The organism is Bacteroidia bacterium (assembly GCA_037045145.1).
Taxonomy (GTDB): domain Bacteria; phylum Bacteroidota; class Bacteroidia; order AKYH767-A; family OLB10; genus OLB10.
Map to the genome: position 1 here is coordinate 611,752 of JBAOIA010000011.1, position 26,614 is coordinate 638,365.

Below are 26,614 nucleotides of genomic sequence, written 5' to 3' on the forward strand. Positions count from 1 at the left end.
TCTCCTCTGAAAGATGAAATAAGTCCTTACGGTTAGCTCAATTTTCTTACAAAAGAAAGAATGCCCATTTCGATGTCAGAAAATGTTGAGTAGCGGCAATTGATTTGCAATTACCCATACAAATTCAAATAAAAAACAATATGGACTTATTAATCTCAATTTTACTTTACTTAGGTGTTTATGCTACACCGGCTGATCTTCAAAATAAAGATTTTGTTGCTAAAAATTCTGAACAAATAAATAAAGCAGAAACGCTATCAAAAGATCCAAATTTTAAATGCGATGGAATTGTAATTGTCGGCAGTGGTAATTTGTAATTAACATCTCCAAAAGAATATCAAAGGCACTGACTTCAAAAGATCAGTGCCTTTTTAATTTTTCTAAAATGGCTAACCAAAGTTTTTCATAAGGAATAACTTCAAGCCCTTCTGTATTAAAAAATTTATTCCCGGCAACAGGCTTTAGTTTTTCCAGGGAGATGGCAGCTTGTTTCTGTGACTTAGTTTTTTGAAAGTTGTTCTTGAATAATGTGAGTAACATATTCAGAAAAATAGATGTACGCGGATAAATTCTCCTGTCAACATATTTTCTGATATAGGATTCCAGATAACTTGTTCTGTCATATAACTTGTCATAATCACCCATTTCAATCATCACTATTATCTGACCTATCATGATAATGATGTTGTTGTCTTCTTTATGAGTTGTGTAGTAGCTTATCTCATCTAAAAAACCCAACAGGTTTATACTTTCTTTTGGAAAATGTCCCGGTAAAATAAAATTCAGATAAGGTTCAAAATAATGCCAACGCTCTTTTACTTCCTGATTGGAGTTGATAAAATATTCACTTCGTGTTGCTTCGTAATAGATGTTGAGTGCTTGTTCAAAGTTTCCGGAGTGCATACAAAGTATAAAATAGTGCTCCAATGCATGCAGCCAGTCAGATGAGTTGGCACTTAGTTTACTTAAAAACACCCTTGCTTCTTCTTTACCTCTATCATACTGCCTGAGGTGGATGTAGGCCAACATTCTTGAAAGCGCAATAAAGCTTTTTTGAAAGTCGGAATAGTATTCGGGATGATTCAGATAAAACGTTTCGCGTTCGTTCAAAGCTTCTTCTACCAAGTCAAAATTACTGCTGAAATATCCATAAATAAACGCAATGTTGCCGTAATAGAAATTTGAATTGAATGTTTTAAGTTGCTGATGTATTTTTTTAGCTCTCAGATAATAGCGTTTTGCCTTGGCGGCATTTTTATATTGTGAAATATTGGAAGCTACCTGAAAAATATCCAATTCTCTTTGCATTAAAATCAATTCTGCTTCAAGTTCAAACTGTTTAATAGATTTTTTAAAGCTATTCCGGTAATGATAAAAATCGTCAGGTTTGTTTTTAATAGCCATTCTGTCGGCAAGCATCAGGTCGGTGAGGCAGCCAATCATACCATCGTTTGTAAAGGTTGCATAGTCTGCTGCTTTTTTAAAGAAATGGTCAGAAAAAAATGCAGAGGCATTTTGCTGACGTAAAATCATGGCAGCACCAAAATAGATGTATGCACGAAAAGAACTGCGTCCTAACATGGAGTTCATCAGTTTTTCGGGGTCTAAACCAAAAACAAGATTTACCAAACGATCTTCAAGTTCGGCTTTCAGTTGCTGATAGGCAGGATTTGTTGCAGTGCTTTGCAAAAGCTTTTCTGCAGCATCCTGATCGTTGTTGATGCTGCCTTTTGAAATCTCTTTATAAAACCAAAGCAGCTCAGGATAATTTTTATCTGCAAAATAAACATCAGGCACACCCAGAAAATCATGACGGTTTTTAGCAAAAAAATTAATTAATAATTTAATTTCCGAAAACTCCATCTTATGACTGATAAATCATTGCTTTATTTTCGTTCAAATATAGGTCATCAATAAATGATGTACCACAGCGTTGAAATTTAATTTTTCAGATGGCTTGTTAACAGTCTGAATTATATTTCAAGTTTTGTACAGGCTCTTTCTGCTGCAATCTGCTCAGCTTTTTTCTTTACAAAATCCATTCCTGTGGCAACTTCTTCTCCGTTAATCAGCAATCGCACACGGATTAATTTATCGGTGTTTTTTTCGTCTTCAATGGTTTCAAAGGCAACGGTGTTTTTAGTACGCTGCGACCAGTTAAGTATGCGGCTTTTAAAATTTATTTCTGTTGCTTCCAACGATTCCAAATCAACATGGTGGTTAATCATTCTCTCGAGAATAAACTGTCGGGCTTTGTCATAACCTCTGTCAATATAAATAGCACCAATGAGTGCTTCCAGTGCATCGCCATAAATGTTGCGAAACGAATCGGGGCCATGTGTTTTTTTTATGAAATGATTTATGCCAAGTTTGAAGGCAAGGTGTTTTAAGTTTTCGCGGCTGACAATCTTACTTCGCATCTCGGTCAAAAAACCTTCTTCTCTGAATGGAAATTTTTTAAAAAGCATTTCGGCTACAACGGCACCAAGCACAGCATCACCAAGATATTCTAATCGCTCGTTTGAGTGCTTTATACCATTAGTAACTTCTTTTGTTTGCGAACGGTGGCTGAACGCTAATTTGTACAACGATAATTTTATTGGATAGAAGCCAAGAATGTTATGCAGCGAAAAGTATGTTTTGCGATCGGCAGAAAATAAAATATTGATGGGAAAGAAGCTGTAAAATCTCACTGATTATCAGGGAGTGAATTTTTTAAAAATTACAGAGGCATTATGTCCGCCAAAGCCGAAAGTGTTGCTCAGCGCTGCTCTGATGTTGCGTTGTTGGGGTTTATGAAATGTAAAATTCAACCGTGGATCGAAAGCGGGATCGTCTGTAAAATGGTTGATGGTTGGTGGTACAATATTATTTTTTACTGCTAAAATAGATGCAATAGCTTCAATAGCACCGGCAGCACCTAAAAGGTGTCCTGTCATGGACTTGGTAGAGCTGATGTTTAGCTTAAATGCATCGTCACCAAAAAGTTTTAGTATGGCTTTAATTTCGCTTGGGTCGCCAACAGGTGTACTTGTACCGTGCACATTAATGTAGTCAATGTCGGCAGAAGTCATTCCTGCATCGTCAAGCGAAGATTTCATTACGTTATAAGCACCCAATCCTTCGGGATGTGTAGCTGTAAGATGATAGGCATCGGCACTCATGCCACCGCCAACCATTTCAGCATAAATTTTTGCTCCGCGAGCCTGCGCATGACTAAGCTCTTCGAGAACAATACAGCCGGCACCTTCACCAAGCACAAAACCATCGCGGTCTAAATCAAATGGACGTGATGCTGTTTGTGGTGAATCGTTTCTCTCGCTAAGTGCGTGCATGGCATTGAAACCGCCAATACCTGCTTCGTTAACAGAAGCTTCTGAGCCACCGGAAATAATAATATCGGCTTTGCCCAAACGCAGATAAGTAAATGCATCAATGAGTGCATTGGTTGATGATGCACATGCAGATACTGTAGTGTAGTTTGGACCACGATAGCCAAAACGCATAGAGATATGTCCAGATGCAATGTCGGCAATCATCTTAGGAATGAAAAAAGGATTGAAACGTGGTGTTCCGTCACCTTTGGCATAAGCAATAACCTCATCAAGAAAAGTACGAAGCCCGCCTATACCCGATCCCCAGATAACACCTACTCTGTCGTGATTAATGTTGGCATTTTCTAAGCCTGCATCTTTTACTCCCTGATCGGAAACAGCAATTGCATACTGCGAAAATGGGTCAAGCTTGCGTGCTTCTTTTTTCTCTAAATAAACCAACGGGTCAAAATTTTTAACCTCGCAGGCAAAGTGTGTTTTAAACTTTGAAGCATCAAATTTTGTAATCTGACAAGCACCACTTACACCGTTGAGTAATCCGTCCCAGTATTCTGAAACAGAGTTACCTAATGGTGTAAGGGCGCCTAATCCGGTTACTACGACTCTTTTGAGCTCCATGTAAGGGACGCTTATTTTACGTTAGCAGAAATATAATCTACAGCTTGTCCTACGGTTGAGATTTTCTCGGCCTGATCATCCGGAATAGCAATGTTAAACTCTTTTTCAAATTCCATAATCAGTTCAACAGTGTCGAGCGAATCAGCTCCTAAATCGTTTGTAAATGACGCTTCATTAGTTACTTCCCCTTCGTCAACACCTAATTTGTCAACAATAATGGCTTTTACTCTGGATGCAATGTCTGACATTTTATATAAAGTTTTGAATTAGAGCGCAAATTAAATGGTTTTGTAACTGATTTTCAAAAATATTTTCCCCAACATATTTAATTGTTGTTGCTTGAATCAGAGGCACATACAAACTTATAGGACTGACAACAATTTTTTAACTTTTCAAAATAGGGTACTAAAACCTTCGAATTCCGATGATTTGCCTTACCTCTTCTATGGTTTTTTGTGCACTTGCCTTAGCTTTTTCGCGCCCAAGGTGAACCACTTTTTTTACATAATCGTGGTTTTTTTCAATGTCAAGGATTTTTTGGGTAATGGGAGCCATAAAAGTCACCATGTCTTCGGCAAGTTGCTTTTTCAAATCACCGTAGCGGATGGTGCAATTATTAAACTCAGTTTCAAAATGGCTTATAGTGTCAGCGGATGATACCAATTTCATCAGACTAAAAAGATTTTCAATTGCTTCTGGTTTTGTGGAATTTGGTTCTTTGGGACCGCTGTCAGTTACAGCACGCATTATTTTTTTTCTGATAGTGGCTGCATCATCTTTCAAAAACAAGGCATTACCTTCACTTTCCGACTTACCCATTTTTCCTGCACCATCAAGTCCGGGTACTTTTACCAACGTCTTCCCAAAGTTAAATGCCATTGGCTCACTAAAATATTCTGTGTTATATAAACGGTTAAAACGATTTCCGAAGGTGCGGCTCATTTCAAGATGTTGCTCCTGGTCTTTGCCAACAGGAACTTTTGTTGCCTTGTGAATTAATATATCGGCAGCCATTAAAACAGGATAGGTTAATAGTCCGGCATTTATATTATCAGGGTGCTTTCTGATTTTTTCTTTAAATGAGGTTACTCTTTCCAACTCACCAACGTAAGCATTCATATTCAACAACAGATAAAGTTCTGCAGTTTCGGGCAAATCGCTTTGAATGTATATGGTACACACTTCCGGGTCTAAACCACATGCAAGATATTCTACTAAAGCCGCCTTTACATTTTGCTGAAGATTTGCTGGTGTAGGGTGTGTGGTGAGCGAATGATAATCGGCAATAAAGAAAAAGCAGCGATATTCATGCTGCATGGCTGTAAAATTTTTTATTGCACCAAAATAATTACCCAAGTGCAGGTTTCCTGTTGATCTTATTCCGCTTACTACTGTATCCATAGCCGCAAAAATAGATTAATTGTTTTAACAGGTTTTTATTTTAGCCTAACAACAAAGAATTATTGTTTAATTTGGGTTATAAAAATTGATTGCAATGATTCCATTAGCAGAGCGTATGCGGCCAAAAACGCTGAATGAATATATTGGTCAGGAACATCTGACACAGTCAGGAGCAGTTCTTGCAAAAGCCATTGAAAAAAACACCATCCCCAGCATGATATTATGGGGGCCACCGGGTGTAGGCAAAACGACTCTGGCTTTTATATTGGCTAACTCTTTAAACAGACAGTTCTATCATCTGAGTGCTATAAACAGTGGCGTTAAAGAAGTGCGTGCTGTAATTGAAACTGCACGGCAACATTTTGAAATAGCCCAACAGCCTTCCATATTATTTATTGATGAAATACATCGATTCAGCAAATCGCAACAGGACTCTTTACTTGGTGCCGTAGAGAAAGGAATTATTACACTCGTTGGAGCAACAACAGAAAATCCATCGTTTGAAGTAATTTCACCCTTGCTTTCACGCTGTCAGGTTTATATTTTAAAAGCACTCACTGCAGAACATCTTAGAGCAATATTATATGCTGCATTAGCAAATGACACAATTCTTAAAGAGCAGAAAGTTGTTATTAAAGAAGATGATGCATTGTTGCGTTTCAGTGGTGGCGATGCCAGAAAACTACTCAATCTTCTTGAATTGGTTATTCAGGTTAATCTTCAGGAAGAAATTTATATTGACAATAAAATGGTAGAACTAACCATTCATCAAAAGATGGCTCTTTATGATAAAACAGGCGAACAACATTATGATTTGATCTCTGCATTTATTAAAAGCATCAGAGGAAGCGACCCCAATGCAGCAGTTTATTGGCTTGCAAGGATGATTCATGGTGGCGAAGATCCGTTGTTTATTGCAAGGCGAATGCTCATTCTTGCTTCGGAAGATATTGGTAATGCAAATCCTAATGCCATGCTCATTGCCAATCAGTGTTTTGATGCAGCACATAAAATTGGCTTTCCAGAATGCAGAATCATTTTATCACAGGCTGCAATTTATCTTGCTTGTTCGCCAAAAAGCAATTCAAGTTATATGGCCATTGAAGAAGCTTTGGAATTAGTAGCCAAAACAGGCGACCTAGCTGTGCCACTGCATCTGCGAAATGCACCTACCAACCTGATGAAAGAAATTGGATACGGAAAAGATTATGCTTATGCGCATAATTATGATAATAATTTTGTAAAACTAAACTACCTTCCCGAGCAGTTAAAAGGTAAGAAAATTTATTCACCGGGAAAGAATAATCGCGAAGCAGAGTTTCAGCAATTTTTAAAAACACGATGGGAAAATGAGTATGATTATTGATTTAAAGTTAAATCCTGAATATACAAAGCCAATCAGTCAACAGAAACCGAAAAAAATAAATTGTTTAACAAAAGTTAAAATATCTGACCTATAAAATATCTTTGCTTAAATCCGTTTAAAAAAAACAACCAATCATCGTTTCATGGAAAATACTTCACACTCTTTTTTCGACCGGCTAAATCAATGGATAAAAAATTCTGTCATGGTGAAGCTTCTCAGCATGGGAATTTTAATTTTATTATTACTTATTCCATCAGAAATGGTGCAAAGTCTGATAAATGAGAGACAGCAAACACATGACAGCGCATTAGACGAAATTTCATCCAAGTGGGGTTTTGAACAACACCTCAGTGGTCCAGTAATTAATGTGCCATATCAAAGTTTTTTTGTTGATGCCGATGGAAAAAGGAAGTCACAAATTCAATATGCACATTTTTTACCGGAAGAATTAAAAATAGCAGGAACACTGGAGCCTGAAATGCGTCATCGCGGCATTTACGAAGCTGTAGTGTATAAGTCAGATGTGTCGCTAAAAGGATATTTTCATTTTCCTGATTTTTCAGAGTGGAATATTGCTCCGGCAGATATCATGTGGAAAGAGACTACACTGTCTTTGGGTATTTCTGATTTGCGAGGAATCAAACAACGTCTAACTATCAAACTGAATGGAAATGCTATTGAGTTTAATCCCGGAGTAGAAAATAATGATGTCCATGAATCGGGTGTGAGCATTCGCTTACCAATAGCAGATTCGCTCGATAAACCTGATTTTAAATTTGACATGTCTTTTAAACTCAATGGCAGCAAGGAAATGTATTTTATGCCATTAGGAAAGGAAACAACAGTTAACATAAAATCAGACTGGACAAATCCAAGTTTTGATGGGGCATTCCTTCCCGACACACATCACATCACCGATAAAGGCTTTGATGCAGAATGGAAAATATTTCACCTCAACAGAAACTACGGACAAAAATTCAGAGGTGTGCCAACAGGATTGAATGAATCAACATTTGGTGTTAAATTACTTATTCCTGTTGATAATTATCAGAAAACTTACCGCTCTGCCAAGTATGCTATTTTATTAATCACCTTATCGTTTACGCTTTTCTTCTTTATAGAAGTGCTTAACAGAAAACGCATACATCCGTTTCAGTACATTTTGGTTGGTGTTGCTTTATGTTTGTTTTATACCTTGTTATTATCTGTTTCGGAATATATCAGTTTCAATTTATCGTATCTGTTATCTGCCGCTGCTATTATTTTACTTATCAGCCTATATGCAAAAACAGTTTTTAACAACCTGCGATTAGCACTGTTGTTTAGTCTGGTATTGATAATTCTCTATGTATTTGTGTTTTCGATAATACAGTTGCAGGACTATGCATTGTTGTTAGGAAGTATAGGTTTGTTTATCGTGCTTGCATTGGTAATGTACTTGTCGCGCAAGATCAACTGGTATGGTACAGAAAAATAAAGGAGATCATAATCAACTTGGTCGCGAAGGTGAAGAGATGGCAGTTAGCTATCTGCTTTCTCAAGGGTATCAGATAGTAGAGCGTAACTGGCGTTTTGGCAAACTAGAAATTGATATAATTGCATCTAAAGCAAACCTGTTGTGCATTGTTGAAGTAAAGACAAGAACGGGAGATTATTTTGGCGAGCCGGAAGAAGGTGTTACCAAAGCTAAAGAACGGTTTTTAGCAACAGCTGCCGACCATTACATCATTTCAAAAAATTTAGATGTGGAAGTTCGCTATGATATTGTATCCATAGTTATATACAATGGCCGTCATGAATTGAAGTTTATTGAAGATGCTTTTTATCCTTATTCCTGAATTATTTCAGAAGTGTAATTTTATTTCGTCCCAGTTCCACACGACCATCAACTTCCAGTTGTTTCAACAGCCGCGAAACAACTACACGTGCAGTGCCTAATTCATTAGCCAATTGTTCATGAGTAATTGTGATTGTATTTAACTTTGAAAGTTCTGATTTTTTCTGCAACAGTAAAATCAATCGCTCATCAATTTTTTTGAAGGCAACAGCATTCACAACTTCAAGAAGCTCTTCAAAGCGTTTGTGATACAAGCGGAAAATAAAATCAAGCCATTCGTCATGCTCGCGAATGAGTGTTATTACTTTATCTATAGGAACGAATAAAATTTCTGTTTCATCTTCGGCAACAGCACTTACCTTACTTGTGTCCTGATGGATGCCGCCCAGAAAAGACATGATGCAGCTTTCGCCACTTTTTATATAGTAAAGTAAAATCTCTCTTCCTTCGTCATCATTGCGCATCACTCTGATGGAGCCGCTAAGCACAATAGGAATAGAGCGGATATATGCATTTTCATTTAATATTACATCACCGGCATTAAATTTTTTAGTTGTTCCGTAAGAAATCAACTTTTTGCGAAGCGCAGGCGATGATTTGAATTCAAGCGATTCGTTAATATTTTCCATATAGCAAAAGTAAACAATGTTGGTGCTTCAATTCAGCCTTCAATAAACAAGTATAATCCTATAAGCACTATAACAACGGCACCCGGTGTGAGTCCGTACATTGCAATGTCAAATAAAAACGGAATGGGATTTACAATAGATAGAAGACAACCAATAAAACCCATAACTGCACCTGCAGCCATCAGATAAATACCTTTGGTTTGTCGTTTTATGCAACACAGTTTTTTATACAATTCTGACGATTTTGTATCGGCATCAGCAATATTGTGCGATGAAAGCACCTGTTTTACCTCATCGGCAGAAGTGCAATGCGTAATAAGCCGGAGAAAATCATTATCAGTGTAAAGAGGCTGGCTGTTTGTCATATTTGTGTTAGTGTTTAATCAGGATAAATGCTAGGGGTAAGGGAAAATCAAAAATAATAAAAATAAATTAAAAAAATGCAGTAGGTTTCAAAAAAAGTCTTTACTTTGTTATCAATTACAAAAACCATTAGTATGAAAAGAACAATCACCCCACTTGTTGCATTATGCCTGATGGCATCAACATCCTTTGCACAAACAACCATAGTTTTACAACCCGGTCCTGCTGATGGTAAGGATGCAGAAATTTTCAGTTGTGTTAGTTGCGGATATGCCGGCAACAACTATGGTACAAAACGCGACCTCAATGCCATTGCCTGGACAAAAAATGGCAACAACTCCAATGTGCGCTCGCTCATTCAGTTTGATTTGAGTGGCATCCCTGCCAATGCATTTATCAATAGTGCAACACTATCTCTCTATTTTAATCCTACCTCAGAAGAAGGCAAACACTATTGCTTTCCACATAGCAATTCAAGTTATTTGGAACGCATCACTTCCAATTGGAATGAAACAACTGTGACATGGAACAATCAACCAACAACAACCTCACAGAACAGAGTTTCGTTAGGGGGCACTACATCTTCAACACAAAGTTTTACAAATATTAATGTAAAGCAGCTTATCATTGATTCAAGAAACAATCCTGCAACAAGTTTTGGATTTATGCTCAGACTGCAGCAAGAACATAAATTTAAAAAATTGATTTTTGCATCCAGTGATAATACTACGGAAGCCATCAGACCCAAACTTACTATTACCTACACTGTGCCTGCACCGATAAATGGCGGACATCCAATGGCACGATTGGATGGCGGACAAACTATTACATCACTAAATATATTTCCAAACCCTGTTTCAGAAATTGCTACCATTCAACTTCCTGACGAGGCCGGAAACGGTGTTGCTAAAGTTGAGGTTTTCAACATACTTGGTAAACTTTGTAACGGGATGGAAACTAATGTTAATGCAGACAGAATAGTAAAATTTGATGTATCAGACCTACAACAAGGAGTTTATGTTGTGAAAGTTTTTTGCAACGAAAAAGTTTATGCACAACGTATTGTAGTAGAGTAATTCTGTAATTTTTTCCGGCAGATTTATTGCTATTAGAATAAAACAATGTTTTTTTATTAATGAGCGTTGTGTGATTTGTTATTTGAACACAAAAGCATACGCCTCAATTAAATGCTCAGAATAAACAGTTTCTGATTTTTATTCATGTATATTCAAATAGGGGTTACATGGCTAGGTACTTGAAGTGGTAAACCACTCAAATAAATCATTTTTAACCACCCAAACTTAGCCTCTTTTTTTGTTTCTTTGACAAGAGAAAAAATCAGACATTTCTATCCATGTCATCAGAAAATTTTGAAGTTAAGCTACCTGCCTTTGAAGGGCCATTTGATTTGTTGTTGTTTTTTATTGAACGCGATGAGTTGGATATTCACAATATCCCCATTTCAAAAATTACAGAAGATTTTCTGAACTACATTCATAACCTAAATGCACTGAACATTGAGGTGGCAGCAGAGTTTATTTTAGTTGCAAGTACATTGATGCGTATAAAGGCAAAATTATTGCTACCACGTCCGCAGATTGATGAACAGGGAAATGAAATAGACCCACGTCATGATTTGGTGCAGCAATTACTTGAATACAAAAAGTATAAAGCGGCAGCAGAAGAATTCCGTTTTATGGAAGAAGAGCGTGCCATGAAATTTGTGCGTGGTAATCTGGCTAAGGAGGCGGCAAAGATTGCCGTAGTTGCCGACAGTGGTGGTTTTAGCAGTGAACTTCATCAGCTAACCATGTATAAACTTATTGCAGCCTATCAGCGTGTGTTACAAAGATTCGAATTGTCACAACTTGATTTACGCCACACCGTAGTACAATATCCTTTTACCTTAGAATCGGAAAAAGAAGGTATCATCAGGAAAATTAGTGCTAAAGCTAATGTAAGTTTTGAAGAACTGTTTGAGAGTTGTACCAGCAAGATACATGCAGTTTTTATTTTTCTTGCTCTGCTCGATTTGTTGCAGATTCATGAAGTAAGTATCAACGTTGGCGAAGGATTCAACAATTTTGTATTGCAAAAACCACAGGACTTGTTTACTCATGCAGATAGAGGGTAAAGATGTACTGCAAAGGCTGAATCCGAAGAAAATAATTTGGCCAATGCTCATTGGTCTGTCAGTGGCAGGTTGGCTGTTTTATGATAACTACGACAGCAAAGTTTTTACTCAAATAGACTGGACATGGCATAGTACCTTCTGGATGATTCTGGCAGGCTTTTCAGTTTTTGTACGCGATTTGGCCTACATGATTCGAATAAGAGTGCTCACAGATAATGAACTGACATGGTACAGAAGTTTTATTGTCATCATGCTATGGGAGTTTTCTTCTGCATTAGCACCCGGAATAATTGGGGGTGGATTTTTGTTTGCTATTTTCATTCTCAATCGTGAAGGAATAAACCTTGGCAAGAGTATTACCACCATAACCTTCACTTCTTTTCTTGATGGTGTTTTCTTAGCCGTGATGGCACCGGTTGTTTATTTGTTAGTAGGCAAGGAAGCTTTGTTTTCAGGAGTAAATGTCGGGCAATCATCATTAGGTACAAGTATTTTTTATTCTTTTTGGGTGGTATATTTTATCATTCTAGCGTATAAACTTTTTATTGCTTATGCACTTTTTATAAACCCATATCTGATAAAAAAAATACTTACAGGCATCTGCTCCTTTCCGGTTTTAAAACGTTTTAGAAAAGGCGCTATTGAAACTGGCGATCAACTTATCATCGCATCAAATGGATTAAAAGATAAAAACCTGAAATACTGGATGCTTTCATTGCTGGCAACATTTGCATCATGGACAGCAAGATATTCTATTGTCAATTGTTTGATTCATGCATTTCATGGGCAGACGGCATTGTCTGATTTGATAGTTTATGGAAAGCAGGTAATTATGGGAATAATAATTTTACTAAGCCCAACCCCTGGCGGTAGTGGCATTGCCGAACTGATGTTTACTGATTTTCTGGGTGAGTTTATTCACAAAGGATTGGCACCAACACTGGGTATTTTATGGCGGTTGATAAGTTATTATCCTTACCTTATTGTAGGTGCATTAATTTTGCCACGTTGGATTAGAGAGCGTATTGTAAAAAAAATATTTTAAGGTTATGAGTAATAAGCGAAGAATTTTTCTGATTGTCATTTCTGTTACTATTGGAATGGGTCTTTCAATAATCATTTTTTTAATGAAAAATAAAGGGAAAGCTTTAAGCAATATGGACTATCTATGGTTGGGAACAAACTTGTTTTTCTCATTACTTATTGTTGGAGGAATAGGTCTTTATTTCATGAAAAAGAAAGATAATGATCTGATGAAGTAAGAATTTAATTCAAATAAAAATCAAAACAATGAAAAAGCAAATTTTAGCAATAGCAGCAACAGTAATTTTCGGTTTAATGACATTTGCTGTGCAAGCACACAATGAAGGTAAACAGGTTACTTACCAAGCAGGAAACACTACTTGTAAAGGATATGTTGCCTACAATGCACACATTCCTAAAATGCCTGTTGTATTAGTCATACCTGAGTGGTGGGGCTGCAATGAATACGCTAAGATGCGTGCTGACATGCTTGCAGGTTTAGGTTACTTTGCTTTTGCTGTTGACATGTATGGTGATGGCTATATTGCACCAACCCCAAAAGAAGCAGGTGAACAGGCCACAAAATTTTATACTGACAATACTCTTGCAATGGAGCGCATTAACGCAGCTATTCAAAAACTAAAGGACTTTCCTATGGCTGATGTTGAGAACATGGCCATCATTGGATATTGTTTTGGTGGCAGTATGGCACTTAATGCAGCCCGCGTAAATTTACCGGTAAAGGCTGTTGTAAGTTTTCATGGCGGATTAAAAGGCGTTGCCAGTCCTGAAGTGATAAAACCAAAAATATTAATTTGTCATGGTGGTAGCGACAATTTTGTGCCTGCCGAAGAAGTGACAGCATTTAAGGCAGAGATGGATAAAGTAAAAGCAAGTTTTAGATTTATTGACTATCCCGGTGCAACACATGCATTCACCAATCCTGAAGCTACGGCCTTAGGAAAAAAATTTGAAATGCCAATTAGTTACAATGCTGAAGCAGATAAAAAATCATGGATTGATATGAAATCTTTTCTTGCAGAATATCTGAAAAAATAATTTATTGCTTTAAAGCACGTAATGCATATACAAGAGGTAATTTGTTTTCCATACCTCTTATCATAAAATGATTTTCACTGACTTCAACCATATTGTTCAGACAATTGTAGGGCGAGTAATCAAACTCACTAAAAGAATCAATTCTTAAACCGCTGTTTAATAGACTACTCATTACTTCACTAAGACTATGATTCCAGGTAACTGATGTGGTATTGATTTTTGCATCCTTATCGGCATAGGTTCCTTCTTCAGTTTCAATAATAGGCTCACTTTTAAAATAACTGTACTGTACATATTTAAAGTCATTGTCGAACATCCAAACAGCAGGATGAAATTCTGCTATTACAAAAACACCTCCCGGTTTAAGAAATGAGGCAATCAGATTAGCCCATTTTTGCATATCGGGCAGCCAGCCGATTACGCCATAAGAAGTAAAAATAATGTCAAATTTTTGATCTAAAACAGTGGCCAGGCTATACACATCACTACATATAAATTTACAATCTGTACCCGATTTTTTATTTAACGCTATTGCTGTTTCAATCGCTTTCTCCGAAAAATCAACAGCAGTGACCTTTGCGCCCAAACGTGCTAAGGAAATACTATCCTGTCCGAAGTGACACTGAAGGTGCAATATAGATTTGCCTCTAACATTGCCAAGCAAATTGAGTTCAATTTCATTCAAAGAATTTTTACCTTTAAGAAAGGTCTCATTGTTATAAAACTCTGAATTTACATGTACAATTGTACGGTCATTCCAGAGTTTTTTGTTTAAATTTAAATAATCCATAATGTAAAAATAGTAGTTATGTATAAATACCCATAAATTGTCCAATACATCTTATCTTTGCTCTGTAAATTAATCGAAAGGGATTATGTCGCACATTCTACTCATAGAGGATAATAGAGAAGTAAGAGAAAACACTGCTGAGATTCTTGAACTTGCAGGCTACACAGTTACTACTGCCAGCGATGGTAAAAAAGGTATTGAATCAGTACAGAAAAGCAGGCCTGCATTAATAATTTGTGACATTATGATGCCAGTGTTAGATGGATACGGTGTGCTGCATCTGTTGGGTAAAAATCCTGAAACTTCAACAATCCCATTTATTTTTCTGACAGCAAAAACAGAGCGTGGCGATTTTAGAAAAGGTATGGAAATGGGTGCAGACGACTACATCACAAAGCCATTCGATAAACTCGAACTGCTTAATGCCATTGAAAGCCGTTTAAAAAAGGTAGAAGCATTAAAGAAAGAATATTCAAAAGACCTTGAAGGGCTGACTAATTTTATAGGAGAAGTTGGTGGTAAAGACCACATGCAGGCATTTATTGAAAACAGAAAAATCAGAACCTACAAGAAGAAAGAAAACATCTACAAAGAGGGTGATTATCCACGAGGCATGTATTACATCAACCATGGGAAGGTAAAGCTTTATAAAAGCCATGCTTATGGAAAAGAGTTAATCACGAACCTGCTGAAAGAAGGCGATTTTTTTGGCTACACTTCTCTCATCGAAGAAGGTGATTATGTAGAAAGCGCACAAACACTTGAAGACACAGAAGTGGTATTCATCCCAAAGGAAGATTTTCTGAATCTCCTTTTTTCGAATCGTGAAATTGCAAAACGATTCCTGCTGATTTTAAATAAAAAGTTTAACGAACAACAAGATTATTTAATTGAGTTGGCATACAGCTCTGTGAGAAAGCGTGTGGCAGAAGCATTAATTTTACTCTCTGACAAATACAAAGCCAATCGTGATGAACGTTTCAGTATGTCAATTTCCAGAGAAGATTTAGCCAATATTGTAGGAACAGCTACAGAGTCACTCATCAGAACATTAAGCGACTTTAAAGAAGAAAAACTCATTGAGGTGAAAGACGGTAAGATTGTCTTAATTAATGAAAATAAATTAAAGGAATTGAAGAATTAAATGTTGACCATTAAGAAATACTTGATGTAATTTTTTATTTCTTAGCTGCCGTTTCCTTTAATATTTTTCCGTTTTTGTATAAAATAGTTTTAAGAGGTTTACCATCTTCGTAAACCCGCCATTCGCCTTCTTCATTGTTGTTTACGTAGTTGCCCTCACTTTGAATTTCGCCATTGGCATAAAAAATAGCAGGCCCGTTTAAATCACCATTCTTGTAAGTATATTGAATAGAAGGTTTGTCGTCTTGTTTAAACCAGATGGTAATGCCATCACGAATTCCATTTTTGTAAGATGCTTTTTCTTTCAGCTTACCGTTTTCGTAATAATCAAATCGCATTCCATCTAATTTTCCGTTATTATAATTTTCAGAGGTGATTAATGTAACACCATATTTGTAAACATTGCGCAGACCATGTAATATACCTTTACGATATGATTCCTCATCTTCAATGTAACCGTTTTCGTTGAAATGCAGATGTAATCCATTGCGTACATCAGCCTCAAATTCTTCAAGCAGTTCTATTTTTCCTTTTGTATCGTAAAAACGCCAAAGTCCTTCTTTCTTGCCATTTTGCATTTTACCAACGGCACGTGCCCTTCCATCCGGAAAGTTTATACGGCAATCAAATAATCCGGCCTTGTCGGGGTCGGGAGTCATTACACTATCTTGCTTAGAGTTTTGCGCTTCGGCAAATGATAATGACAATCCAAGAGTAATGGTTAAAAGTGTTTTAAACATAATGCTTAATGTTTTGGCTTGCAAATCTCGAAAAAAATGATGAAAAGCAGATTATAGCGGCATCAACGGCTAATGCTTATTTTTGCAGACATAATGACAACACAGGAAATATTAGAAAAATTAGAAGCATTAAAGCATCGTTTTGAAGAGATAGGTCAGCAGTTAAGCGACCCTTCGTCCACTAACGATATGAAACGCTTTCAGCAGTTAAGCCGGCAATATAAAGAGTTGCAAGAGGTGGTTGAAAACTATCAACGATATAAAAAGGTAATTGATAATTACAATCAGGCCTATCAGGTATTGAATACAGAAAAGGATGCAGACCTGAAGCAGATGGCAAAGGATGAAATGGAAATGTTGGATGCTGAAAAAAACACACTTGAAGATCAGATAAGACTTTTACTGATACCTAAAGACCCAATTGACGAGCGTAATGCTGTGGTCGAAATCCGTGCAGGTACAGGTGGTGATGAAGCCAGTATTTTTGCAGGAGACCTATATAGAATGTACAGTCGTTATTTTGAAAAGAAAGGATGGAAGGTTGATGTGATTGATGAGAACGAAGGCACAGCAGGTGGCTTCAAAGAAGTTATTATGGAAGTTAGTGGTGCAGATGTTTATGGCATCATGAAATATGAAAGCGGTGTTCATCGTGTACAGCGCGTACCTGATACTGAAACTATGGGTAGAGTACATACTTCTGCTGCTACAGTGGTAGTGTTGCCTGAAGCAGATGATGTAGATGTAGTAATTAATCCTGCAGACTTGGAATATCAGACAGCACGTTCCAGTGGAGCCGGTGGACAGAATGTAAATAAGGTAGAAACAAAAGTTCAGCTTACACATAAACCTTCGGGTATAATGGTTACCTGTCAGATTGAACGTTCGCAACATGGAAACCGTGAGAGGGCATTGCACATGCTTAAAACCAAATTGTATGAAATAGAGTTACAGAAACATGAGTCGGAAATTTCGGCCAGACGTAAAACAATGGTGTCAACAGGCGATCGCTCAGCAAAAATCAGAACATACAATTATCCGCAAAGCAGGGTAACAGACCATCGCATTGGTTTGTCATCTTATAATTTGTCGTCTTTTATGAATGGCGATATCCAGGATTTTATTGATGCATTGCAGTTAGCTGAGAATGCAGAGAAAATGAAAGAAGCTTCATTAAGTTAAATTATGAACTATCAGCAATTAGTAGGTGAAATAAAAAGAAAGCAATCTTTTCTCTGTGTGGGTTTGGATACAGACTTAAAGAAAATCCCTTCACATTTCAGAGAGAAAGCAGACGATCCTGTATTTGAGTTTAACAAAGCAATTATTGATGCCACATTAGATTATGCAATAGCATACAAACCAAACCTTGCATTTTACGAAGCATTGGGTGTTGAAGGATTGAAGAGCCTTGAAAAAACAATACAGTACATCAATGGCAGAGCATTTACAATTGCCGATGCAAAGCGAGGTGATATTGGCAACACCGCTGAAATGTATGCTCATGCTTTTTATAATCATTATGGTTTTGACTCCATCACACTTTCTCCATATATGGGTGCAGACACAGTTGAGCCATTCTTAAAACATAAAGATAAATGGAGCATCATTCTGGCACTGACATCAAATCCCGGTGCAGATGATTTTGAAATGCTAAAAGTGGATGATGATTATTTGTTTGAACGAATTTTAAAAAAATTCAACACGGCTACATCACAGCAAATAATGTTTGTTGTTGGTGCCACACGTCCGCAATATTTTGAAATTGTAAGAAAACATGCTCCGGATAATTTTCTGCTGGTACCCGGCATAGGTACACAAGGTGGTAGTCTTGAAGAAGTTTGTCGCTACGGGCTGAATTCCAATGTAGGACTAATAGTAAATTCTTCAAGACAGATAATTTATGCAGGTAGCGGACGTGATTTTGATAACAAAGCAGCTGAACAAGCAAAACAAATTCAACAACAGATGAAACAGATGCTTGTTGAATTTAAAATTACAGGCTGATGCCATTTACCTTAGCGCATCCTGCAATAATAATTCCTTTTTACAGACTCTTTAAAGAGCGGCTGTCGCTCACAGGCTTAGTCATTGGAAGTATGGTGCCCGATGTTGAATATTGCATCAACACGGTTACGCGTAGTGTCATCAGCCACACAGAAAAGGGTATCTGGATGTTTGATTTGCCCATTGCATTTTTTTGACGTTCTGTTATCATGGATTTGTTAAACAAATGCTCACCAATAATTTGCCCGCATGGATTCGTTACAGACTTTCTCCTTATGCCAATCAAAACTGGTTTCATTATTTCAGAAAGAATTTTTTGAATTATTTTTTCTGCCTTCTTGCCGGAATTGTTTTGCACCTGCTTTGGGATTCTGTTTCGCATAATACAGGTTATTTTGTAAGAAGTTCAGCATTTTTACAGGAGAATTTCATAGGTACATTAACCGTTTCGCGATTAATATGGCACATAAGTACCGCTGCCGGTCTTTACATAGTCATCAGATTTTTTCTCAGTTTTCCTGTCAGTAAGGTTGATACGGAAAGCAACAAACCGGATAAAAATTTCTGGCCATTGGTTTTCCTGGTTGCATCAGTTCTCACCATTATACACTGGCTGCCCTTTGTCAGACCGCAAGAACCACGTTTTATTCTTGTTGCATTTTCAGGAGCTATGATGGTTGGAGTTATTGTAGTAAGTTTTATCTTTAGGTTTTATAAAAAACAACTGTCATGAATGAAGCATTGCTTTATCATTTGTGGAAGTACAGACTTTTTAAGTCTATGCCGCTTACAACTATTGATGGTAAAACAATTGAAGTAATAAAACCCGGTGAACTCAATCCCGACTCAGGCCCCGATTTTTTTAATGCACGCTTAATTATTGACGGAACAGAGTGGGCAGGTAATGTTGAAATTGATCCTTCAAGTGCCGATTGGTACAATCACAAGCATCATATCAATAAAGCTTATTCTAAATTAATTCTGCACATTGTTTATGAGATGAATAAGCCATTGGATCATGGCTTTCCTGTTTTGGAGTTCAAAAAGTTTATTGATGTGAATGCTGTAAAAACGTATAATCAGTTACAAGAGTCATCGGCACCAGTTCCTTGCCACAAACAGATAAATTTGGTAAGCAACATAACCATCAACACCTGGTTAGAGAGGATGATTGTAGAGAGGCTTGAGCAAAAAACGTCTGCTATCTATGATATGCTACAAGCAAATAAATTTGATTGGGAAGAAACATTTTATTTTTTTCTTGCTCGTAATTTCGGATTTAAAATTAATGCCCTGCCATTTGAAATGCTTGCACGTTCAATTCCGATGACGGCTCTTGCACGTCACAAAAATAACTTGTTGCAGATTGAAGCTTTGCTGTTTGGTCAAGCCGGTTTTCTCAACAACAAACATCCTGATAAATATGTTGAATCTTTAAGCCGTGAACATCGCTTTCTTGCAGGCAAGTTTCAGTTGCAGGCAATGAACAATAGCTTATGGAAGTTTGCAAGAATGCATCCCCGAAATTTTCCTTCTGTAAGAATTGCACAGTTTGCTGCACTCATTCATAATAGCACACATCTTTTTTCAAAAATATTGGATGAAAAAGATGTTAAATCACTCATCCAACTTTTCAACATCACACCTTCTTCCTATTGGGACAGTCATTTCCATTTTGGTAAGGAATCTGCAGAAAGTAAAAAAACTTTTGGACGTGATTCTGCTGATAATATTATCATCAATACCATTGCACCATTTTTATTTCTTTATGGTAAAGTTAAGGATAACGAAAAATTAACCGAACGTGCATTATCTTTGCTCGAACATATCAAACCGGAGAATAATGTAATTATAAGACAATGGAAGAATGCAGGTATTACAGCAAAACATGCCTACCATACACAGGCATTGATTCAGTTAAAAAACTTGTACTGCAGCAAGAAAAAATGTTTGAATTGTGCAATAGGAGTTAAAATACTTAATAATAAGAACAATGATTATTGACAGCATTAAAAACTTTTTTGAAAAACAGGCATTCGGTATTTGTGAGTATTGGGGCGAACGCCTAAAAATCAGATCATCAGTCATCAGGTTATTTTTCATTTATCTTTCTTTTCTGACCATCGGTTCACCGGTAGTTGTGTATATGGTGCTTGGCTTCTGGATGAATCTCCGAAAACTCATTCACCGTCAACGTGGAGGTGTTTGGGATTTGTAGGGCAATTTTGAAGTAATAAATTTTGTTTTTAAAGTATGATAAGAATGTATATTAAGCCTACTTGCAGCACATGCCGTACTGCAATGCAAATGGTTAAAGAGTGTGCGGCAGAGGTAGAAATGGTAGAATATCTTATTGATACTCCTTCAGAAAAAGAATTGCTGGAGTTGACACAGCAGCTGGGGGTAAAACCATTTGACTTGGTCAGAACTAAAGAACCACTCTATAAAGAGAAGTATGAAGGGAAGAAAATTTCAGATAAACAATGGCTGAAAATTTTACATAAGAACCCAATTTTAATTGAACGACCCATAATTACTAACGGCACGCAAGCAGTAATTGGAAGACCACCATCATTGATTGTGGATTTCTTGAATAAGAAACAAAAGACCAAGAAGAAATCAAAATAGACTGTTAGAAAAAAATAATTTGTAAGAGAAGAATGCAATCCGTTATCCAGAGATTAATAATTGTCGTGTTGATGTTAAAGGCAGTCCAGGTGAATGCACAGCAGGACGAATTATTTATTCCCCGAAATATTCAAAAAGCTTATCAAAATAAAACCAGAAACTTGCAGGGAGAACCAGGAAGTAAGTTTTGGAAGAATTATGCTGAATATTATATAAGAGTAAGTTTTGACCCTAAAACATTAAAAATAAAAGGAGAGCAGGTAATTACTTATTACAACAACTCACCTGACACTTTAAAAAAATTAGTATTTCGAATTGCTCCTGACTTTTATAAAAAGGGAAATGAGCGCAATCGCATTATTGAAGCGGACGATGTTACCGATGGCGTAAAACTTACTAATTGTATCATTGATGCAAACAAAGTTGATGTTAACAATCCTTTGCAGGTAAAACACGATGGAACCATAATGGAAATTAAGGTTAAAGGTATTGAACCTCGTGGTGGAAGGACAACTGTTGAGATGGACTGGAATTATAAACTCAACCTGAACTCGCATGAACGAACAGGAGTAATTGATATAGGAAGTTATTTCATTGCTTATTTCTTTCCACGCATTACTGTTTATGATGATGTTGATGGATGGGATGAATTCCCTTACCTCGGACAACAAGAAACCTATTTCGACAATGCCAGCTTTAATGTTCACATAACCGTTCCAAGAAATTTTATGGTGTGGGCAACCGGTGATTTACAAAACCCGGCAGAAGTGCTGCATGAATCCGTACTTAACAAATGGACTATGGCACAACAGAGCAGCAAACCGGTATTTTTAATTGACAGTACAGATATTCGAAACAATACTATTACACAGCATAAAAAATTCAACACTTTTCAGTTTAAATGTACAACACCTGATTTTGTTTTTGCATTGAGCAATCATTATTTATGGCAAGCCAGAAACATGGTTGTTGACAGCCTGACGATGCGCAAGGCATTAATTTCAACAGCATTTAATCCCATTCATAAAGATTTTTTTGAGGTGAATGATTTCACTGCAAAGACTATTGAAGTGATGTGTTTTGATTTTCCCGGAGTGGCATATCCTTACAGTCATTTAACCGTAGTTGATGGCAGAGATCAGATGGAATATCCAATGATGATTAATGACAATCCAACATCAACACGATTTGATGGAATTACATTGACAACACATGAAGTTTTTCATCAGATTTTTCCTTTTCTGATGGCTACCAATCAAACCAAGTATGCATTTATGGATGAGGGTTGGGCCACACTGGGCGAATGGTACATCAGTCCGCTTATTGACAGTACGATTGTTGACGATTATGGTATGGATAGAATTAATTCTGATTTAGGTAAAGACTGGGATACACCCATGATTACCAATTCCACAGAGCTTTCAAAATCGTTATTCATCAACAGCTATCCAAAGCCTGCACTAACTTTTTTATATTTATGGGAGATGATGGGCGATTCATTATTCAAAAAATCATTGCAGCATTACATCATTACCTGGATGGATAAAAGCCCGACACCATGGGATTTCTTTTTCTGTATGAACCAAAGCTGTGGCATGAATTTAAACTGGTTTTGGAAGGCATGGTATTTTGAACAAGGCTACCCCGATCTGGCTATTTTAGATGCAAAACGACTTAATTACAGCTATACAGTTACAGTAAAATCTATTGGCAACAAACCTGTGCCTGTGCATCTCACAGCAACGTTTGCTGATGGAACCAAAAAGAAGTTTACACGAACAATAGATATTTGGAAGCGTAGAAAAATCACAGAAGTGATTATTGACACACAACAGGCAATTACAAAATTGGAATTGGGCGATGTTTATGATGCAGACATAGATAAAAGCAATAATGTATTTGTGCCGATAGAGTGAGGGGTTAAATTATTTTTGTGATTCGAAAAAATGGTCCCGTAGTTCAACGGATACCCGCCCGTACCGAACGGTACGTTCGGGCGGGGAACAGAAGTTTCCTGGCAATAAAATAAAACAGCAAAAGAATTTAAGCTAAAGTAAAGTGAGGAAATACTTTATTTTTGTGATTCGAAAAAATGGTCCCGTAGTTCAACGGAAAGAACGAGAGTTTCCTAAACTTTAAATGTAGGTTCGATTCCTGCCGGGACTACGAGATGTAAAAAAGAAGGCAGTTCCCTGCCCGACTGAAGTCATTCAGGCGGGGATTCTGCTCGGGACTACTAAATAAAATCATTCATGCCATACTATGTATATGTGCTAAAGAACAGCGTGACAAAGAAGCTATACAAGGGTCAGACACAAAATTTGGAGAGACGTCTTCAAGAACATTCGCAGTCAAAAACAAAAACTACAAGTCATCATGCAAAGGCATGGGAGTTGGTATATCATGAGATTTTTGAAACCAGAGAACTTGCAGTATCAAGAGAAAAATACTTTAAGTCAGCGGCAGGAAGAAGGTTTTTAGATAAGAAAGTTTGAATTGAAGGTTCAACGGATACCCGCCCGTACCGAACGGTACGTTCGGGCGGGGAACAGAAGTTTCCTAAACTTTTGATGGCAGTTCCCTGCCCGACTGAAGTCGTTCAGGCGGGGATTCCTGCCGGGACTACTAAATAAAATCATTCATGCCATACTATGTTTATGTTCTAAGAAACAATGTGACAAAAAAAATATACAAAGGTCAAACACAAAATCTGGAGAGACGTCTTCAAGAACATTCACAGTCAAAGATCAAAACTACAAGCCATGCAAGTGAAGGAGGCGAATATGCAGAAGAACGGAAATGAATATTACTTAAAGACGAATAATTTCTAAACGAGAATTATTATCTTTGCGGAATTGTTATAAGTCGTAAGTATGCAGATGCAACTTTTCAGAGAGCAGCTAAAATCCAAGGGGTTGAAAGTTACACCACAGCGTGTGGCTATTTATGAAGCCGTTGCAGAATTGCACAACCATCCCACTGCAGAAAATATTATTGAGTACATTAAATCAAATCATCCGAATATCTCTGTAGGTACAGTGTATAAAGTACTTGACTCATTAGTTGAGAATAACCTGTTGCGAAAAGTGAAAAACGAAAAAGACATTATGCGTTATGATGCAGTGCTGGCACATCATCATCATTTGTACTGCTCAGAAACAGAGCGTATAGAAGATTTTGAAGACCCGCAGTTGGATCAGTTCATCAGTGAATATTTTAAGAAAAAGAAGATAAAAAACTTCAAAGTGCAGGATATTAAATTACAGATTACAGGAACATTTAAATAAAAGAAAAACACACATAAATTATGGACAACACAAAAAGTGGCAAATGCCCGTTTCATCATGGAGCCAACACCGAGGCAAGTACTGATGTTATGAATTGGTGGCCCAAAGCATTGAACCTAGATATCCTGCACCAGCATGATACAAAGACAAACCCCAATGGAGAAAAATTTAACTACGCAGAAGAATTTAAAAAATTAGATTTAGAAGCGTTGAAAGCTGACCTGAAAAAGTTGATGACAGAAAGCCAGGAGTGGTGGCCTGCAGATCATGGAAGCTATTCGGGTATGTTTGCGCGTACAGCGTGGCACTTAGCAGGGACTTACAGAAAAGCTGATGGACGTGGTGGTGCTAACACCGGTAATCAAAGATTTGCTCCACTCAATTCATGGCCTGATAATGTAAACACCGATAAAGGAAGAAGATTACTTTGGCCTATCAAGAAAAAATATGGTAACAAAATTTCGTGGGGCGATCTGATTGTTTTAGCCGGTAATATGGCTTATGAAGTTGCCGGATTAAAAACATTTGGTTTCGGTGGTGGTCGAGAAGATATATGGCATCCTGAAAAAGATATTTACTGGGGATCGGAAAAACAATGGCTTGCACCAACAGGTAGTGAAGGCACACGTTATTCCGGTGAAAGAGATTTAGAAAATCCATTAGCAGCAGTAATGATGGGATTGATTTATGTTAACCCTGAAGGTGTTGATGGAAAACCCGACCCGCTAAAAACAGCGCAAGACATTCGTGTTACTTTCTCAAGAATGGCAATGAGTGATGAAGAGACCGTAGCACTTACTGCCGGTGGACATACTGTGGGCAAAGCACATGGTAATGGCAAAGCAGAAGTGTTGGGTGGTGTTCCTGAAGCTGCAGAGATTCAACATCAGGGATTAGGCTGGTTTAATCCTGATGGCTCAGGCAATAAAGATAAAACCATGGCCAGTGGTATTGAAGGTGCATGGACAACCGATCCAACGAAATGGGATAATGGATTTTTCGATTTGTTATTGAATTACGATTGGGCATTGACAAAAAGTCCTGCAGGTGCATGGCAGTATGAGCCAACCAATATGCCGGAAGAAAAGAAACCTGTTGATGCATTCAATCCTAATGTGCGCAGAAATCCTATGATGACAGATGCTGATATGGCATTGAAAATGGATCCTGAATTCAGAAAAATATCAGAGAGATTTTATAACGACTTCAATTACTTTTCTGAAACTTTTGCACGAGCATGGTTTAAACTTACCCATAGAGATTTGGGCCCTAAGTCACGTTACCTCGGTGCCGATGTGCCTAAAGAAGATTTGATTTGGCAAGACCCTATTCCTGCAGTTAATTACACATTGTCAGATGCGGAAGCAGATGATATAAAATCTAAAATTTTAAACTCAGGTTTAAGCAGGACAGAGTTGATTAATACTGCATGGGATTCTGCAAGAACATACCGTGGATCAGATTTCAGAGGTGGCGCCAATGGTGCAAGAATTCGTCTTGAGCCAATGAAAAACTGGGAAGGCAATGAGCCTAAACGCTTGCAAAAAGTTTTGGATAAACTCATTGAAATTCAAAAAGGATTAAGCAAGAAAGTGAGTATTGCAGATTTAATAGTGTTGGGTGGCAGCGCTGCCATTGAACAAGCTGCAAAAGATGGAGGAGTATCTGTAAAAGTTCCTTTTGCTTCGGGTCGTGGTGATGCAACATTAGAGCAGACCGATGTAGATTCTTTTTCTGATCTGGAACCTTTACATGATGGATACAGAAATTATCAGCAAAAAAATTATGCAGTTTCTTCAGAGGAATTATTATTAGACAGAACACAGTTGATGGGACTCACCGCTCCTGAAATGGTTGTTCTTGTTGGTGGCATGAGAGTTTTGGGAACCAACTTTGGTGGAAGCAAACATGGGGTGTTTACAGACAGAGAAGGTGCTTTAACTAATGACTTTTTTGTAAACCTTACTGATATGAAATACGAGTGGAAGCCGGTTTCTGAAAATCTGTTCAACATTGTTGATAGAAAAACAGGCACTACAAAATATACTGCAACAAGAGTAGATTTGGTTTTCGGCTCAAACTCAATTTTAAGATCATACTCAGAAGTGTATGCACAGGATGATAATAAAGAGAAATTTGTGAAAGATTTTGTGAAAGCCTGGGTAAAAGTGATGAATGCAGACAGATATGATTTGAAAAAATAAAATTGTTTAGTACTTCAAAAATGCGAACAGCCTCTTTTCAGAGGCTGTTC

General features: G+C 37.3%; 28 protein-coding genes, 1 tRNA gene and 1 pseudogene. 21 read left to right on the top strand and 9 right to left on the bottom strand.

Features of this window, described 5'->3' with window-relative positions:
- The first annotated feature begins 140 nt into the window (after positions 1 to 140).
- Complete coding sequence (locus tag V9G42_03655) at positions 141 to 317, top strand: hypothetical protein (protein ID MEI2758515.1); 177 nt, start codon at positions 141 to 143, stop codon at positions 315 to 317.
- Positions 318 to 360: 43 nt separating this feature from the next.
- Here V9G42_03655 and V9G42_03660 read toward each other — a convergent pair whose 3' ends face one another.
- From V9G42_03660 to trpS, 5 genes are all read right to left on the bottom strand, one after another.
- Positions 361 to 1,863 carry a hypothetical protein gene (locus V9G42_03660; GenBank protein MEI2758516.1) on the bottom strand — a complete coding sequence of 501 codons (1,503 nt, stop codon included), beginning with the start codon at positions 1,861 to 1,863 and terminating at the stop codon, positions 361 to 363.
- Between the two features lie 110 nt (positions 1,864 to 1,973).
- The gene (rnc, locus tag V9G42_03665; GenBank protein MEI2758517.1) at positions 1,974 to 2,693 is read right to left on the bottom strand and encodes a ribonuclease III; all 720 of its coding nucleotides are present in this window, start codon (positions 2,691 to 2,693) and stop codon (positions 1,974 to 1,976) included.
- A 6-nt stretch (positions 2,694 to 2,699) separates the two neighbouring features.
- The gene (gene fabF / locus V9G42_03670; GenBank protein MEI2758518.1) at positions 2,700 to 3,953 is read right to left on the bottom strand and encodes a beta-ketoacyl-ACP synthase II; all 1,254 of its coding nucleotides are present in this window, start codon (positions 3,951 to 3,953) and stop codon (positions 2,700 to 2,702) included.
- Positions 3,954 to 3,964: 11 nt separating this feature from the next.
- Positions 3,965 to 4,201, bottom strand: a complete 237-nt coding sequence (locus V9G42_03675; protein ID MEI2758519.1) for an acyl carrier protein — start codon at positions 4,199 to 4,201, stop codon at positions 3,965 to 3,967.
- A gap of 157 nt (positions 4,202 to 4,358) precedes the next feature.
- The gene (gene trpS / locus V9G42_03680) at positions 4,359 to 5,354 is read right to left on the bottom strand and encodes a tryptophan--tRNA ligase (protein ID MEI2758520.1); all 996 of its coding nucleotides are present in this window, start codon (positions 5,352 to 5,354) and stop codon (positions 4,359 to 4,361) included.
- A gap of 94 nt (positions 5,355 to 5,448) precedes the next feature.
- On the opposite strand from trpS, the gene V9G42_03685 reads away from it, so the two are divergent.
- The 3 genes from V9G42_03685 to V9G42_03695 all read left to right on the top strand — a co-directional run bounded on the left by V9G42_03685 (position 5,449) and on the right by V9G42_03695 (position 8,558).
- Positions 5,449 to 6,720: a replication-associated recombination protein A gene (locus V9G42_03685; GenBank protein ID MEI2758521.1), complete on the top strand. Its 1,272-nt coding sequence runs from the start codon at positions 5,449 to 5,451 to the stop codon at positions 6,718 to 6,720.
- Between the two features lie 202 nt (positions 6,721 to 6,922).
- The gene (gene creD, locus V9G42_03690) at positions 6,923 to 8,197 is read left to right on the top strand and encodes a cell envelope integrity protein CreD (protein MEI2758522.1); all 1,275 of its coding nucleotides are present in this window, start codon (positions 6,923 to 6,925) and stop codon (positions 8,195 to 8,197) included.
- On the top strand, positions 8,181 to 8,558 hold the full coding sequence (locus tag V9G42_03695) for a YraN family protein (GenBank protein ID MEI2758523.1): 378 nt from the start codon (positions 8,181 to 8,183) through the stop codon (positions 8,556 to 8,558). Before creD ends, V9G42_03695 begins: the two co-directional genes overlap by 17 nt.
- 1 nt (position 8,559) lies before the next feature.
- Here V9G42_03695 and V9G42_03700 read toward each other — a convergent pair whose 3' ends face one another.
- The gene (locus tag V9G42_03700; GenBank protein MEI2758524.1) at positions 8,560 to 9,186 is read right to left on the bottom strand and encodes a Crp/Fnr family transcriptional regulator; all 627 of its coding nucleotides are present in this window, start codon (positions 9,184 to 9,186) and stop codon (positions 8,560 to 8,562) included.
- Between the two features lie 32 nt (positions 9,187 to 9,218).
- A complete protein-coding gene (locus V9G42_03705) occupies positions 9,219 to 9,551 on the bottom strand; it encodes a hypothetical protein (protein MEI2758525.1) in 333 nt (110 codons plus the stop codon).
- Positions 9,552 to 9,683: 132 nt separating this feature from the next.
- Here V9G42_03705 and V9G42_03710 point away from each other — a divergent pair, with 132 nt between their 5' ends.
- The 5 genes from V9G42_03710 to V9G42_03730 all read left to right on the top strand — a co-directional run bounded on the left by V9G42_03710 (position 9,684) and on the right by V9G42_03730 (position 13,765).
- A complete protein-coding gene (locus V9G42_03710) occupies positions 9,684 to 10,625 on the top strand; it encodes a DNRLRE domain-containing protein (GenBank protein ID MEI2758526.1) in 942 nt (313 codons plus the stop codon).
- 278 nt (positions 10,626 to 10,903) lie between these two features.
- A complete protein-coding gene (locus tag V9G42_03715; GenBank protein ID MEI2758527.1) occupies positions 10,904 to 11,683 on the top strand; it encodes a segregation/condensation protein A in 780 nt (259 codons plus the stop codon).
- Entirely contained in the window at positions 11,667 to 12,728 is a 1,062-nt protein-coding gene (locus tag V9G42_03720) for a lysylphosphatidylglycerol synthase transmembrane domain-containing protein (GenBank protein ID MEI2758528.1), read from the top strand. The genes V9G42_03715 and V9G42_03720 overlap by 17 nt, the downstream gene beginning before the upstream one ends.
- A gap of 4 nt (positions 12,729 to 12,732) precedes the next feature.
- Complete coding sequence (locus V9G42_03725) at positions 12,733 to 12,945, top strand: hypothetical protein (GenBank protein MEI2758529.1); 213 nt, start codon at positions 12,733 to 12,735, stop codon at positions 12,943 to 12,945.
- A gap of 28 nt (positions 12,946 to 12,973) precedes the next feature.
- Entirely contained in the window at positions 12,974 to 13,765 is a 792-nt protein-coding gene (locus V9G42_03730; GenBank protein ID MEI2758530.1) for a dienelactone hydrolase family protein, read from the top strand.
- A 1-nt stretch (position 13,766) separates the two neighbouring features.
- On the opposite strand, the gene V9G42_03735 is transcribed toward V9G42_03730, so the two are convergent.
- The gene (locus V9G42_03735; GenBank protein MEI2758531.1) at positions 13,767 to 14,555 is read right to left on the bottom strand and encodes a class I SAM-dependent methyltransferase; all 789 of its coding nucleotides are present in this window, start codon (positions 14,553 to 14,555) and stop codon (positions 13,767 to 13,769) included.
- A gap of 85 nt (positions 14,556 to 14,640) precedes the next feature.
- Here V9G42_03735 and V9G42_03740 point away from each other — a divergent pair, with 85 nt between their 5' ends.
- The gene (locus V9G42_03740; GenBank protein ID MEI2758532.1) at positions 14,641 to 15,699 is read left to right on the top strand and encodes a response regulator; all 1,059 of its coding nucleotides are present in this window, start codon (positions 14,641 to 14,643) and stop codon (positions 15,697 to 15,699) included.
- A gap of 34 nt (positions 15,700 to 15,733) precedes the next feature.
- On the opposite strand, the gene V9G42_03745 is transcribed toward V9G42_03740, so the two are convergent.
- Positions 15,734 to 16,438, bottom strand: coding sequence for a toxin-antitoxin system YwqK family antitoxin (locus tag V9G42_03745; GenBank protein ID MEI2758533.1), 705 nt, complete (start codon positions 16,436 to 16,438; stop codon positions 15,734 to 15,736).
- 108 nt (positions 16,439 to 16,546) lie between these two features.
- On the opposite strand from V9G42_03745, the gene prfA reads away from it, so the two are divergent.
- The 11 genes and pseudogenes from prfA (at position 16,547) to katG (ending at position 26,564) form a co-directional block, all read left to right on the top strand.
- Positions 16,547 to 17,620 carry a peptide chain release factor 1 gene (gene prfA / locus V9G42_03750; protein MEI2758534.1) on the top strand — a complete coding sequence of 358 codons (1,074 nt, stop codon included), beginning with the start codon at positions 16,547 to 16,549 and terminating at the stop codon, positions 17,618 to 17,620.
- A 3-nt stretch (positions 17,621 to 17,623) separates the two neighbouring features.
- Positions 17,624 to 18,445 carry an orotidine-5'-phosphate decarboxylase gene (gene pyrF / locus V9G42_03755; protein MEI2758535.1) on the top strand — a complete coding sequence of 274 codons (822 nt, stop codon included), beginning with the start codon at positions 17,624 to 17,626 and terminating at the stop codon, positions 18,443 to 18,445.
- Positions 18,445 to 19,178: pseudogene (locus V9G42_03760) on the top strand (DUF4184 family protein). The gene pyrF and the pseudogene V9G42_03760 overlap by 1 nt, the downstream one beginning before the upstream one ends.
- Positions 19,175 to 20,449 (top strand): DUF2851 family protein, encoded by a 1,275-nt coding sequence (locus tag V9G42_03765; GenBank protein ID MEI2758536.1) that lies wholly within the window; start codon positions 19,175 to 19,177, stop codon positions 20,447 to 20,449. The pseudogene V9G42_03760 and the gene V9G42_03765 overlap by 4 nt, the downstream one beginning before the upstream one ends.
- Positions 20,439 to 20,663: a PspC domain-containing protein gene (locus tag V9G42_03770; GenBank protein MEI2758537.1), complete on the top strand. Its 225-nt coding sequence runs from the start codon at positions 20,439 to 20,441 to the stop codon at positions 20,661 to 20,663. The genes V9G42_03765 and V9G42_03770 overlap by 11 nt, the downstream gene beginning before the upstream one ends.
- 35 nt (positions 20,664 to 20,698) lie before the next feature.
- Positions 20,699 to 21,073, top strand: coding sequence for an ArsC/Spx/MgsR family protein (locus V9G42_03775; GenBank protein MEI2758538.1), 375 nt, complete (start codon positions 20,699 to 20,701; stop codon positions 21,071 to 21,073).
- A gap of 71 nt (positions 21,074 to 21,144) precedes the next feature.
- A complete protein-coding gene (locus V9G42_03780; GenBank protein ID MEI2758539.1) occupies positions 21,145 to 22,989 on the top strand; it encodes a M1 family metallopeptidase in 1,845 nt (614 codons plus the stop codon).
- A gap of 178 nt (positions 22,990 to 23,167) precedes the next feature.
- Positions 23,168 to 23,239 (top strand) — tRNA-Arg (locus V9G42_03785).
- An 86-nt stretch (positions 23,240 to 23,325) separates the two neighbouring features.
- Positions 23,326 to 23,568, top strand: a complete 243-nt coding sequence (locus tag V9G42_03790; protein ID MEI2758540.1) for a GIY-YIG nuclease family protein — start codon at positions 23,326 to 23,328, stop codon at positions 23,566 to 23,568.
- 378 nt (positions 23,569 to 23,946) lie between these two features.
- Positions 23,947 to 24,360 (top strand): Fur family transcriptional regulator, encoded by a 414-nt coding sequence (locus V9G42_03795; GenBank protein ID MEI2758541.1) that lies wholly within the window; start codon positions 23,947 to 23,949, stop codon positions 24,358 to 24,360.
- 20 nt (positions 24,361 to 24,380) lie between these two features.
- Positions 24,381 to 26,564, top strand: coding sequence for a catalase/peroxidase HPI (katG, locus tag V9G42_03800; GenBank protein ID MEI2758542.1), 2,184 nt, complete (start codon positions 24,381 to 24,383; stop codon positions 26,562 to 26,564).
- The last annotated feature ends 50 nt before the right edge of the window (positions 26,565 to 26,614 follow it).